The sequence below is a fragment of the Nakamurella alba genome, assembly GCF_009707545.1.
GTDB lineage: Bacteria > Actinomycetota > Actinomycetes > Mycobacteriales > Nakamurellaceae > Nakamurella > Nakamurella alba.
In genome coordinates this window covers 508,412-522,053 of the sequence record NZ_WLYK01000001.1, presented here as the reverse complement: position 1 = coordinate 522,053, position 13,642 = coordinate 508,412, and the positions used below count along the sequence as shown (strand labels likewise).

Below are 13,642 nucleotides of genomic sequence, written 5' to 3'. Positions count from 1 at the left end.
TCCGCTGCACGCCCGGATCGCTGCCGGCCGGTCGCGGACCCGCTGTCAGTTGGTGCCCGGGCGGACCTTGCGACGGGACCGGCCGTAGTAACCACCGCGGCCCGATCCGCCCGACCCCGCCAGACGCGCGCCGTTCCGGTCGTCGTCCGTGTCGTCGGATCCGTTCACCCGGGGCGCGGTGCCGTCCCTGCCGGCATCACCCTCCGGGTCGACGGGTACATCGGCGTCCTCGGCGACCGGATCGTCGGGGACCAGCTCGTCGGTCGCCCGGTCAGCGGTGTCGTCGGGCAACGGTTCGTCGGCCGGCCGCCTGTCCGGCCCAGCGGTCCCGCCGGCGTGCCGCGCTCCGTTGACCCTGCCCGTCCCGACATCAGGGGTCCATGCGACGTCACTCTCCGCCACCGCAGGATCGGCGTCGTCCTGGCGCTCGTGGGCGGGGTGATGCGCTGTGGCTGCGGTGTCGGAGGCCTCGTCGTCGACCTCGACGAGTGCGAGCTGTCCGTCGATGACGTCCGTTCCCTCGGTGCCGCCGGCTCCATCGAGATCGGCGGCGACGACAGTACCTTCGGCGACAGCTGTCCCCTCGGTCAGCACTGTCACCTCGGCCGTGGGTGTCCGCTCGACGGGAGCGTCCGCGACAACGATGTCGGAGTGGTCAGCCGCGTGCACGGCCGGACCCGACGGCGAATCGGCGCCGGCGGTCGGGCGCGACTCCGATCCCTTCGTCCGGTCCGGAGCGGCGTGCAGCGCCTTCGCCGAGGCCGGGGCGTGCCCGACCTCCTTGCCCGCCGCGACGGCTCCGACAGCGGCTGACGCGACCCGCTCGAGCTGCTCACGGGAGGCCTTGCGGCCGAAGCGCCGCCGGACCGGCTCCTCCTTGGTGTAGTAGCCGTAGCCCTGGTAGCCCTTGGACTGGTCGTCACGCTTGTTCGGCCGCATGGAGAGCACCGCCCCCAGGATGCGGGCGTCGACAGCTTCCAGCGCCCGGACCGACATGGCGACCTGGGAGCGGGTGGTCTTGCCGTAGCGGACGATGAGCAGCGAGCCGTCCGCCCAGGTCGACGCGACCGCGGCGTCGGTGACCGGCAGCAGCGGCGGGCAGTCGACGACGATGATGTCGTACTGCTCGCGCAGCTTCTCGATCAGCTCGATCATGATGTGGCTGCCGAGCAGCTCGGAGGGGTTCGGCGGGGTCTCGCCGCCGAGCATCACCCGCAGGTTGTCGTTGCCCCACTGCTGGACGACGTCCTCGACCTCGACGTCGCCGGCCAGCACGTTGGTCAGCCCGACCGCGCCTTCCAGGCCGAGGTAGTCGGACACCCGGCCACGGCGCAGGTCCGCCTCGATCAGCAGCACCTTGCGGCCGGTCTCGGCGTAGACGATGGCCAGGTTGCTGGCGGTGGTGGACTTGCCCTCGCCGGCCACCGACGAGGTGACGACCAGCACCTGCACCGGGTTGTCGACGTTCATGAACTGCAGGTTGGTCCGCAACTGCCGGTAGGCCTCGGCACGGACCGAGCGGGTCTGGCTGCCGGTCAGCACCGGGTACTTCTTGGCGTTCGCCTCGAACCCCAGGGTGCCGAGCACCGGGAATCCGATGAGCGTGCGGAGGGCCTCCGCGTTCCGGAGGGTCGTGTCGAGCAGACCACGCAGCAGCGCGAGGACCAGACCGAGCACCAGACCGGCGACCACGCCGAGCGCCAGGTTCAGGTTCTCCCGAGGGCTCACCGGATTGGGATTGGCGTACGGGCCGGAGACAACGGTCGCCTTGATCTCGCCCCGGTCGACGGTGTTGACGAGCACCTCGAACTCGGTGGAGAGGGCGGTGGTGATGTCGTAGGCGAGTTGGGCGTTGGCGTCGGTGACCGTGGCGGTCAGCAGCACGGTGTTCAGCTCGGACGTGGTGCTGATCTTGTTGGCCACCGCACCCGGGCTGAGGTCAAGGCCGGCCTTGTCGATCACCATCGTGGCCAGCGAGTCGCTGGACATCAGCTCGGAATAGCTGGCGACCTTGGCCAGGGCGAGCTGGTTGGCCTGGTAGGGGCTGGTGCTGTCGCCCGCGGCGTCACCGGTGGAGATGTAGAAGGTGATGCTGCTCGCGTAGATCCGGGTGGCTTGACTGTTGTAGAGGACGCCGGCGCCGGCTCCGAGGAGGGCGGCCAGCAGGATCAGCCACCAGTTCTTGCGTACCAGCAGCAGGTACGACCGCAGGTCCATCCACCCATCCTCTGACCGCTCGGCCTCCATCGCAGGGCGCGACCCGCCCTCCGTCCCCCCGTGAGGCAACACGGATCGGGATCCACCGTCCGGACGCATCCTAACGTGGAGTGTCCATCCGGTGACAGCACTCGGCGCAACAACGACGATCGGCCGGTGGGGCGGGCAGCACCAGCTGCCCTGGCCCGCACCGGCCGATCGTCATCGGGGAGCTCAGGCCCCCGGCGTCACTGCCTCGAGATCGCGGAACGACACCACGATCGGCGCGTTGGTCGCCGAGCCCGACACGTACCCCTGCACGGCGATGCCGCCGGTCGCCGGCTGCCCGGTCGGCGCCGTGTCGGTCGCGGTGATCGACCAGGCCGTTGGCTCGGTGGCCCCCGCCGACCACGCCTTCGCCTTTGCCTCGACGGTCCCGGTGCCGGTCACCTGGAACCGGAGGTTCAGGTAGGCGCCCGGGGCGTGGGTGACTCCCGGGATCGCCAGCGCGCGGAGCGTGGTGCTGACCCCGGCGTTGACCCGCAGCAGCTGCAGGGTGATCGTCCCGGTCTGCGTGTGCACCGCAGTCAGCCGGTAGTCGCTGGTGCCGACGCGGCGGACCATCGTGCTGATCAACGTGTTCCCGCCGGTGGGCGCCTTGTCGAGCGCGACCTGGAAGGTGAGGTCGATGTCCCCGGCGTCCACCGAGTTCAGCGCCGCCACCCGGGTGCCGCCCTTGGCGACCGGCAGGTTCGCCGTGCCGCTCGCCACGGTGGCGGCGGGGGTACCTGCGCCCACCGTCCAGGCACCGCCGGTCTCGGCGGTGCCCCAGCCGGAGGCCACGATCCGGTTGAAGGCGTCCGCGGCGATGGTCGCCGACGGCTCGATCGTGACCGGGGCGCTGGTGGAGTGGGTGAGCCCGCCGCCGTCCGTCACGGTCAGCGTGACCGTGTAGGTGCCCGCGGCCGTGTAGGTACGGGAGGCGGTGGCGCCGGTCGCGGTGGTGCCGTCGCCGAAGTTCCAGGCGTACGAGGCGATGGGCCCCTCGGCATCGGACGAACCGCTGCCGTCGACGGTCACCACCGACCCGTTGACCGCGCTGGTGAACGCAGCGGTGGGTGCGGTGTTGGCCGCGGCCACGGTGACCGGCAACGACGTGGTATCGGTCAGCCCACCCGCGTCGGTCACCGTCAGGGTCACCGTGTAGGTGCCGGCGGCGTCGTAGGTGTGCGACGCGGTGGCGCCGGTTGCGGTACCGCCGTCGCCGAAGTTCCACGACCAGGAGGCGATCGGGCCCTCCTCGTCGGTGGATCCGGACCCGTTCACCGAGATCTGCAGCGGCGCGGCCGAATCCGAGGTGAAGACCGCGGTCGGCTTGCCGTTCGGCTTCGGCGCGACCGTCACGGTGCCGGTGGTCGTCCCGGTGGCACCGTTGTTGTCGGTCACGGTCAGGGTCACCGTGTAGGTGCCGGCGGCGGTGTAGCTGTGCGACACGGTCGCACCGGTGCCGGTGGTGTTGTCGCCGAAGTTCCAGGCGTAGGACGCGATGCTGCCGTCCGGGTCCGCCGACGCCGAGGCGTCGAACGAGGCCGCCAGGAAGTTGGTGCCCGACGTGAACGACGCGGTCGGTGCGACGTTCGGCGCGGTGCCGCCACCGGCGGTCCAGTGCTGGGTGACCTCGGCCTGGGACAGCACCCCGCTGTACACCGCGGCCTCGTCGATGCTGCCGGCCAGGTACGAGCTGGTGGAGCCACCGTTGGTGCGGTCACCGCCGACCCGCCAGTAACCGGTGTACGAGGTCGGCGTGGTGGCGGCGTTGCTGCCGACCAGCTGGCCGTCGACGTACAACTTCATCCCGCCCGCGCCCTGGGTCGCGGTGACCAGGTGCCAGGTGCCGTCGTTGTAGGACGCCGGCGTGGTGATGTTGTTGCCGGCCGCACCCGCGCCGAACACGAGCTTGCCCGCGTCGGTGAGGTAGACGTGCCGGTCGTAGGTGGTCGACAACCCGGTCCGGGCGTTGCCGAAGCCGATGATCTTGCCGCCGGACGTCGACGTGCTCTTGAACCAGGCCTCGACCGAGTAGTTCGTCGGGTTCGAGAACGACTTGTTCGACGAGACGAACCCGTTGGAGCCGTTGAAGGTCACCGCGGTGTCGGACACGCCGGGCAGTGCGCCGGCGACACCCTTGGTGACCGTGCCCTGGTACCCGCCCGGGGTCGAGCTGGTGCCGGAGTCGGCCGCCGTGGTGGCGGCGGCGTTCTCGCCGAGTCGCCAGTACAGCGTCGGCTCCTGGTCGTAGACCTCGGCACCGTAGGTGTCGGTCGGGGCGGCCAGCACGGTCGAGGTGCGGCCGGAGGCCGTCCACTGTGCGTTGATCTGGCTCAGCGTCAGCACCTTCGGGTACACCGACACCTCGTCGATGACCGCCTGGATGTTGGCGTTGGTGCCGGCGTTCGACCAGCCGGAGGTGCTGTCGCCGCCGACCCGCCAGAAGCCGATGTACTTCTCCCCGCCGGTGACGTCGGTCCGCTTGCCGACCTGCACGCCGTCGACATACAGGGTCATCCCGTTCGGCCCGAGGGACGCGACGGCCTGGTGCCAGACGTTGTCGTTGTAGGAGTTGGCGGAGGTGACGGAGCTGGCGGAGGTGCCGTAGACACCGAACGAGAGCTTGCCGGTGTTGTTCATGTAGATCTGCCGGTCCCGGTGACCGCCGTTGTCGTACTGCAGGTCCGAGAAGCCGATGATGCGGCCGCCCTTGGTGGTGGAGGTCTTGAACCACGCGGAGATGGTGAAGACGTCCGGTGCCAGGGTGGAGCCGGCCATGTAGACCTTGCCGTTGGACGAGCCGTTGAAGCTCAGCGCGGTGTCGCCGGTGATGGCGCCCGCGGCACCCTTGGTGACGCCGGAGGCGATGATGCCGTCCTGATAGCCCGCGCGGTCCCGCAGCGCGAAGCCGGTGGCCTCGTTCATCGGCCAGTACAGGGATGCACCCTGGTTGACCACGACCTGGCCGTACGAGGTGAGGGCGGTCGTCGATCCGGCGACGGTCACCGACACCGTGTCGCCGGTGACGACATTGCCGTCGCCGTCGGTGGCGGTGACCCGGTAGTTGTAGGTCTGTCCCGGGGTGAGGCCCGTATCGGTGTACCCGATCATCGGGCGCTCCCACTCGGCGGAGGCCACAGTGGCGGTGTACACCGGCGAGCCGCTCTGGCTGTTCCGGATGAAGCGGTAGGTGAGGTTGCGGTCGTCCCGGTCCCAGTTCGCCCGGATGGCGATGCGCACCTGACCGGACTTGTCCGAGGTGACGGTCGGCGCGAAGTCGGCACCGACGAGCTGCGGCTTCTCGGCCTTCGGCGCGATCGAGGCCACCGCGAACCGGGCCAGGCCCTGCTGCGCCTTGCCGTTCACCAGCGGGAACTCGCCGCCGAGCAGCACGTACTGGCCGTTGCCCGTCACGGACCAGGCAGCCTGGTCCTTACCGGTGTAGGTGCCGACGTCCAGCCGCGGCTGCCAGGAGAGCTGGGCCGGGGCCGGCTGGTTGATGAAGTTGCCGTAGCCGAGCGGCTCGCGGATCAACGTGCCCATCGGGGCGAAGGTCATGGCGTTGGCGCGGTTGAAGGTCCAGGACGCGGTCTGCGGCATTCCGTAGTTGTTGCCGCAGTAATGGGTGTGCCCGACCTGGTAGACGGCACCGGTGCCGGCGTAGACGCTGTAGGTGTCGCCGTGGCAGTCGTTGAGCCACTCGATGGCCCCGGTGCTCGGGTTGGCCCGGAAGGTGCCCTCGAAGGAGACGGCGCTGCCGCCGTTCTTGTAGCCGCCGCCGTAGATCGAGGTGCCGTCGGTGGTCAGGCTGAGGATCGCCGCGGTGTTACCGGAGTTGTTCACGGTCTGGTTGAGCGCCCACGGCAACGAGGCGCCGGTGACGGCATCGACCGAGGCGCTGCCCTTGGCAGATGCCCCGTTCACGTTCGCGAAGTTTCCTCCCACGATGACCCGGGACCCGTCCGGGGCGAGCACCATCGCCTGGACGCTGGCGTCGGTGGTCGGCGCCCATCCGAGCAGCGCACCGTTCGACGCCGAGAACGCGGCGAGCCGGCTGCGCGCCTGACCACCCGCCGTGCTGAACGCGCCACCCACGTAGAGGACGTCGTTGGTCGCGATCATCGCGTTGACCGTGTAGTCCACGCCGGCCGCGAACGAGGTGATCAGGGCGCCGGTGACGGCGTTGAAGGCGGCGATCCGGTAGCGCGAGACACCGTCGATCGAGATGAAGCTGCCGCCGATGTAGAGGCGGGTGCCGTCGGGCGACACCGCCATGGTCTTGACCTGGGCGTTCGCGCTCGGCGCGAAGGTGGTGATCAGCTCGCCGGTGGTCAGGTTGTAGGCCATCAGGTTGTTGCGGGTCACCTCGTTCTGACCTGCCGGCGAGCCCGCCGGGCGTGCCTTGGTGAACTCGCCACCGACGTAGACGATGTTGCCGGCGACCTTCTGGGTCCACACGACGCCGTTGACCTGCGCCGTGGGCAGCGAATCGGCGGTCACCATCGACGACGTGCGCTGCTGCACCTGCGTGGGCGCTGCTGCCGCGGTCCCGGCGACACCGAGAACGGTGAGACCGCCGGCGATCAGCGTGACGAGAGCGCCGAGCGCCCCGGTACGACGCAGTGCGACTCGGCGCGATCCGATTCGGGAAGTGGCCACCTGATGTGCTCCTGGCTGGTTCCGGCGTGTGGAACCGCACTCCCCCGGTCGTCACTGGCGACCCGCGAAGAACGCGGTGGCACGAACGACAGCGCCCTCCATGCAGGGAGTGCGACGCCGTGTTGTCGAAAGGTCTCGTCCGCGGCCCCGATCGCGAACAGGGTGGTACACGGGCATGCACCCGCAGGAACGAAGGTAACACTTGGTGAGGGTGATTCCGGAGAGTGTTCACCCGCCCAGCAGCTTCGTTCACCCTTTCGGTAACCGGCGGTCACCGGGCGACATCCACCGGGCGAGCCCGGTGGTGCTGCGCGCGGTCAGCGGCCGGTCAGGATCGATGCCAGATCGGCGCACATGGTCCCGGTCGTGTAACGCTCCCGGACGACGGCCGCACCGGCCTCTCCCATCGCGGCGGCACCCGCGGGATCGCCGAGCAGACCGAGGATCTCGTCGGCCATCGCCGCCGGGTCGGCCGGCGGCACCAGCCGCGCCCGGTCCTCACCGAAGTAGTCGTCCATCCCGGGCGTCGCGCAGGCCACGACAGGCCGGCCGGTCGAGAGCGACTCGAGGCCGACCGTCATGCCCGAGGCGTGCAGGTTGTGCCGGGTGGCGATCGCGGTGACCGTAGCCGAGGCGAGCAGGTCGCGAACCTCGACGTGCGGCAACCGGGGCACCACGGTGACGCCGTCGGGCACCGGCAGGTCGGTCCCGGACTGCACGGTGACACGGGTGCCCGGCCGGGCGGCGAGCACCAGCCGTAGCGCCTCGAACAATGTCGCCGGATCCCGGTCCCGGTCACCGCCGACGCTCACCACGTGTGGCTCGTCCGGGTACGGCGCGGCGGCGTAGAAGTCGGCGTCGACGCCGAACCGCAGGAAGTGGACCGGAGGACTGCCCGCACCCAGCCACTGCTGCACCTTCTCCGCCTGCGGCCGGCTGAGCACCCAGAGCCCGTCGAACCGAGGCAATGTCCGGGCCGCCAGGTCCAACGCAGCGGAGCGCTCGCCGGCCGCCACTGCATCGGTCGCCCAGATGACCCCGGAGAAGTGGTGATACGCGGGGATCCCGGAATACATGGGTACCGCCGACGTCTCGTCCCACGCGAGTGCGGTGGTCCCGGCACCTCCACGGGGCCGGCGGGCGCCGATCGCACCCGCCAGTCTCCGGCCGAGGCCGCTCAGGTCAGGAACCTCGACCGACTTCACCGGCAGGCCCGCTCCGGAGAGGAGATCCAGGCCGTAGGGCCAGAGTCCGGGAACCGGACTCTGCTTGTTCCGCTCGACCCATCCCGGTACGCCACGCCCCTCCCGGAACGTCACTACGAATTCCGACGAACCCGTTCCGGTGGATTTCTCGCTCGGGGCCAACAGTGGTGTCCTTCCTGCCGTACCGTGTCGTCGTCCCGAGGTGTGACCCGTCGCTGCAGACCACCGCCGGTGCGCACGGACGCAACCGAGTCTCCGGGTGACGATGTTCCCACGGGAGGTGAGTGCGTGACGGACCGACCCACCGCCGTCAACATCCCCGGCGGCCCCCATCCGGCGCCGACGGCGTTCCGTCCGACCACGGGCACAGCCGACGCGCCGGTCGACCTGGAATCGGCCCGCCGCTGGCGGCTTCTCGAGCAGTTGGTCGCCATCGGCCTAATGCTGATCCTCGGGTACCGCTACACCCTCCCGCAGGATTTCACCCTGGGCGGCCTCGTCGCGATGGCCTTGCTCCCCCTCTGGTGGGGACTCGCCCTTCGGTACAAGGCGGGGAAGTTGCTCCTGGGGCTCGGGGCACTTTGCCTCGCGGTCGGACCGCTGCTGACGTCGCTCTCTTCGGCAGATCACCCGACATCGACCGGCAAGATCATCAGTGCGACGGCGCTGATGATCACCTTGCTGGGTGGTGCAGGCGCCATTCTCTGGTGCCGGACCGTGCTCCGCGACGGGACGGTCATCGCCCTGTTCGGAGTCGGCATGCTGGCCGGCGTCTCGTCGGGGACCTCGTTGTTCGGATCGAACCCGTGGCGGTTCGGCTTCTCGATCCCGATCACGATCATCGCCCTGGGCCTGTTGCGGCTGGCCGCGCGCCGATGGCTTTCCCTGGTGGTGCTCGGCGCTCTCATCGCGGCATCCGGTCTGAGCGATGCCCGCTCGTCGTTCGCGATGCTGCTCCTGACAGCGCTGGTCGTCGGATGGCAGGCACTCCCGCGAACGCGATCCCGACGCGCTTCCGCGGCGCGGGTGCTACTTGCACTCGGGGTGCTGTCCTTCTCGATCTACACACTCGGCCAGGCCCTCATCCTCGAGGGTTTCCTGGGCGAGAGCACCCAGGTCCGCTCGCAGGCACAGCTGGACGCGTCCGGATCACTCATCGTGGGTGGTCGACCGGAACTCGCCGCGACCATGGCCCTGATGTCCGACAATCCCTGGGGATACGGGTCCGGCACGTCTCCGAACGCCCACGATCTGACCGTCGCCAAGCAGGGCATGATCGCCATCAACTACGACCCGGAGAACGGGTACGTCGAGCGGTACATGTTCGGGTCCGGCTACGAGCTGCACTCCATCTTCGGGGACCTGTGGTCGGACTACGGGATCGCCGGTATCTGCCTGGTCCTGGCCGTTCTCGGCCTCACCCTGCTGCGGCTGAGCCAGTCGATCGCGCGTCGGGTCGCCGACGCGGCAGTGGTCTACCTGTGCATCCGAACCCTGTGGAATCTCGCCTTCTCGCCGTTCTACAGCTCGATCCCGCTGTTGATGTTGTTCACCGGAGTGATCCTGCTGCAGACCCCGCGTGAGGTGGTGGAGATGTCCCGCACCGACGATGCCCCCGAGGTTCCGATCGAGGCCGCCGCGCCGCTTCCGGAGACCGCGGCGCGCCCGGCACGTCGCAGGGTGGGTGCCACGTGAGCGCCGGGCCGGTGCCTGCCGGCTCCCGCAAGGTCTTCCGCCTCGACTGGGTCGACACCGGGCGCGGCCTGGCCATCGTGCTCGTCGCGCTGTTCCACAGCACCAATTGGCTGTCCGGACCCGGGCTCGACCTGCAGTGGTGGACGGACTTCAACTCGGTGGTGTCGTCCATGCGCATGCCGACCTTCTTCATGCTCGCCGGGCTGTTCGCGCAGAAGTGGGTGCAAGGCTCCTGGTCGGCGGTACTCACGGCCAAGGTGCGGTTGTTCCTCTGGGTGTTCCTCGTCTGGGAGGTCATCGGGACCGCGACGTTCATGCTCGGCCAGCACGCGAGCGGTGTGACCCCGAACGTCCTTGCGGCGATCCGGGACCTGGTCATCTCGCCGGTGTCCCCGCGTTTCGAACTGTGGTTCATCTGGGCGCTGGCGCTCTTCTTCGTCGTCGCCCGCGCCACCCGCAGGATCGACAGCCGGGTCCAACTGGCCGCGGTCGGCACGGTGTCCGTGGTAGCCCTCACGCTCTGGTCCGACAGCACGACGGGGTGGACCGGCTCCGCCAAGTTCTACTTCTTCTTCCTGGCGGGTCTCTACCTCCGACGACACATCCTTGCCCTCGCCGATCGCGCGCGCGTCTGGTCGATCGTCTCCGTGCTGGTGGTGTGGGCCGGGCTGTCGTGGTTCTTCTTCGCCGCCGGCATCCGCGGAGTCTTCGGGATCTACTTCGTCAACTGCGTCCTCGGTGTGCTGGCGGGTATGGCCTTGGGCCGTGCGCTCTCCCGGCTGACCCTGTTGCGGCGGCTGGGCACCCAGACGCTGCCGATCTACCTCGCCCACACGCCGATCGTGATCCTGCTGTCGTTCCTCATCTCCCTACCCGCGCTCTACCGGATCGTGGAGCCGGTGACCCCGGTGGTCCCGCTCGTCGGCACGGCCGTCGCCGTCTCGCTCTCCCTGGGCCTGCGCCGGCTGTGTCGACGCCCACCCTTCGACTATCTCTACGAGCCGCCCGCCGGATTGCTGGATCCCATCGGGCGCTGGATCGCACGCCTCTTCGTGCGGCGTCCGATCGGAGCGGACCGCGCCCCCGCCGGCGAGCACGGTGGCACGATCCCGACGTCAGAAACGACCGAGTTTCCGGGCGCCGGCGGGCTGTCCGAGGAGCGCGGCGATGTCGGAAGGAAGACCGACCGCGACTGAGCCGCTCTTGCTCGCGGACGGCATCGCATCGGCCACCGAGTGGCCGGGATCGACACCGACGTTCTTCCACGAGGAGTTCTTGGCGTCCGCCAGTTCGTCCGGGGCGTTGTAGTTCGTCACCGTCACGTTGTCGCCACCACCCCAGCCGACCATCTTGGTGTCGCCCTTGGCGTGCCACTCGTTGAAGAGGTTGCCGGTGATGGTGATCTTCATGGCATCGGCGGAGACGTTCGACTTCCCGTCGAGCGCGTAGAACTGGTACAGGCCGCCGGTCCCGAACACGTTGTTGGACACGGTGATGTTCTTGATGATCCACGGCACGGTGGGGTCGGGGTTCGGCCGCTGCGGATCGTGCCCGGCCAACGAGGTGTTGGCGTTCCGTCGCTGGTCGTGCGCCAGCTTGATCCCGAACTGCGTGCTGTCGCCTATCTCGTTGTTGAAGATCCGCACCCCGCCTGTGTTGATGATCTGGATCCCGATGTTGTTGCCGATGGTCTGGTTGTTCGCGACCACAGCCAGCTCGGAGATCTCCAGCTGGATCCCGGTGGTCGAGTTGTCGTTGGCGATGTTGTCGACAACGGTGATGTCGTAGCAGGACTCGTCGCACCAGATCCCCGCGCTCAGGTTCCGACTCACGTCGTTGCCGATGAAGGAGACGTCGCGGGACCGGGTGATCTTGATGCCGCCGGACACCGGCGCCGGCTTGAACTCCTCCAGGTTGTTGTCCTGCACGATCGAGTCGGTGATCCGCAGACCGTAGGCAGCGTTGCCGCCGATGCCGAGCATGCCGTTGCGCACCACGGTCACGTTCTGCACGGTCTGGTCGTCGCCGCGCACGCTCAGCCCGATCGTGGCGTTGTCGGAGATGACCAGGTTGCGGACGGTGCCGCCGGCCTTGCCCATCCGCACCGCGCCGCTGTCCGGGATCGGGGTGGCGTAACGGCGCACACCGAAGCCCTGCAGGGTGACGTCGTCACCTGTCACGTAGAAGGCCTGGTGCTTGTTGCTGGACCGCACCTCCTGGCCGCCCGGGTCGGAGCCGATGCGCAGGGTGTCCGAGTTGTAGTCGACGTAAAAGGTGCCGGCGACGACGGCGGAGGCGGAGGAGACCTGGCGTAGCGCCTTGCTGCCGATCCAGACCTGGTCGGGCCAGGCGGCGAGCGGGTGGTCCGGATCCAGGAACCGGTCGCTGCGGTCGCCACGGGTGTAGCTGGTGGAGCGGTCGAACTGCGCGGTCCAGCCCGAGCTCACCCAGCTGCTGCCCGACTTCGACCATCCGGTGACCGGCAGCGATCCGTCGAACCAGACGGCTTCCTTCGGGTAGGCCTGCACGGTCACCGTGCGGTCGATGGTGACCGATTCGTTGTAGGTGCCGCCGCGCACCACCACGGTGCCGCCGGTCCGGACCTTGTCGACGGCCGCGGTCACCGTGCGCAGCGGCGCGCTCTCGGTGCCGGCCGCGCTGTCCGACCCCTTGGTGCTGACGAAGACCGCGCCGGAGGGCACCGGGTAGTTGGCGGCGCCCACCGCGAGCGAGCCGGCGGCCCCGGAGGACCCGGTGCCGGGTGACGGTGCGGGCGCCGGGGTGCTGGTGGTGGTCGTGCTGGTCGTGGTCGTGCTGGTGGTGGTGGTCGGCTTCGACGTGGTGCTCGACGTGGTGGTGGTCGGCTTCGACGTCGTGGTCGGTGCGTTGCTGGTGGTGGCCGTGGTCCGTGGGGTCGCTGTGGTGGGCGCAGCAGTCGTGGGCGCCGGGTCGTCGCTCGGCGCGTAGGCCTCGAACCGGTCGGTGCGCACGATGGCCGAGCCTGCGGAACCGCCGGACACGTAGGTCCAGAGCCCGATGGTGCCCAGGCCGGTCAGCCGGGCCGAGGAACTGTCGGTGGTGTCGATCTGCCACCCGGGAGCACTGTCTCCGTCCAGCCAGGCACGCACCTGCAGCCGCACCGGGTCGGTGCCGGTGACCTGCAGCTCCAGCCGGGCCTTGGCGCCGGAGGTGAGGCGGTCCGGCAGCCGGACCGAGGCCAGGCCCAGGTCGGTGCCGGCGACCATCCGGCTCAGCCCGACGGTGAGGACGCCACCGGCGGAGACCTTGAGACGTCCGCGGTAGGCGGACTTGTCGGTGGTGCGGGCCTGCACGACCTGGTGCACACCGAACGCGCCGGTGGTGATGTCGTCGATGGAGAAGACCGCGCCGACCAGGACGTCGGATTCGTTGACGGACGGCAGCCGGACCTCACCGGAGGTGCCCGGACCGACCTGGATGCCGCCCGCACCGGAGATGACTCCGGTGCGCAGACCGCCGTAGGTGCGGTAGCTGCCGCCCTTCTCCGCCTTGCCCCATCCGCTCGCGACGGTGCGGTTGAAGTCGTCGGCGGCGACCTGGGTCCACCCACCGGGCGCGGCGCCGGCTGCGGGCGGCAGGGCGACGGCGGTGGCGACGACGACCCCGGCGACCGCCACCAGGGCGGCGGCACCGGCTCCGGCGAACCGCCGCCGGATGCGGTGACGGCCTGAGGTCACGGTCGGGTTCTGCAACGGCACGGGACTCCTCGGGAAGCTCGTCCGCCCGCAGTGGGGGTCACTGCGCGCGGTTGCACCCGGCGACGGTCGTCGGCATTCGATGACGCACGACACCCGCATGTG

At 69.5% G+C, this 13,642-nt stretch carries 6 protein-coding genes; 2 read left to right on the top strand and 4 right to left on the bottom strand.

Going from position 1 to position 13,642, the window contains the following annotated elements:
* Window positions 1-45 precede the first annotated feature (45 nt).
* The 3 genes from GIS00_RS02210 to GIS00_RS02200 all read right to left on the bottom strand — a co-directional run bounded on the left by GIS00_RS02210 (window position 46) and on the right by GIS00_RS02200 (window position 8,222).
* Entirely contained in the window at window positions 46-2,217 is a 2,172-nt protein-coding gene (locus tag GIS00_RS02210; RefSeq protein ID WP_196073080.1) for a polysaccharide biosynthesis tyrosine autokinase, read from the bottom strand.
* 213 nt (window positions 2,218-2,430) lie between these two features.
* A complete protein-coding gene (locus GIS00_RS02205; RefSeq protein WP_322097369.1) occupies window positions 2,431-6,903 on the bottom strand; it encodes a PKD domain-containing protein in 4,473 nt (1,490 codons plus the stop codon).
* 317 nt (window positions 6,904-7,220) lie between these two features.
* Window positions 7,221-8,222, bottom strand: a complete 1,002-nt coding sequence (locus GIS00_RS02200; protein WP_196073079.1) for a glycosyltransferase family 4 protein — start codon at window positions 8,220-8,222, stop codon at window positions 7,221-7,223.
* 174 nt (window positions 8,223-8,396) lie between these two features.
* On the opposite strand from GIS00_RS02200, the gene GIS00_RS02195 reads away from it, so the two are divergent.
* Both GIS00_RS02195 and GIS00_RS02190 read left to right on the top strand, forming a co-directional pair.
* Window positions 8,397-9,803, top strand: coding sequence for an O-antigen polymerase (locus tag GIS00_RS02195; RefSeq protein ID WP_154766759.1), 1,407 nt, complete (start codon window positions 8,397-8,399; stop codon window positions 9,801-9,803).
* The gene (locus GIS00_RS02190; protein ID WP_154766758.1) at window positions 9,800-10,999 is read left to right on the top strand and encodes an acyltransferase family protein; all 1,200 of its coding nucleotides are present in this window, start codon (window positions 9,800-9,802) and stop codon (window positions 10,997-10,999) included. Before GIS00_RS02195 ends, GIS00_RS02190 begins: the two co-directional genes overlap by 4 nt.
* On the opposite strand, the gene GIS00_RS02185 is transcribed toward GIS00_RS02190, so the two are convergent.
* Window positions 10,919-13,519 carry a right-handed parallel beta-helix repeat-containing protein gene (locus GIS00_RS02185; protein WP_154766757.1) on the bottom strand — a complete coding sequence of 867 codons (2,601 nt, stop codon included), beginning with the start codon at window positions 13,517-13,519 and terminating at the stop codon, window positions 10,919-10,921. The genes GIS00_RS02190 and GIS00_RS02185 overlap by 81 nt on opposite strands.
* Between the last annotated feature and the right edge of the window lie 123 nt (window positions 13,520-13,642).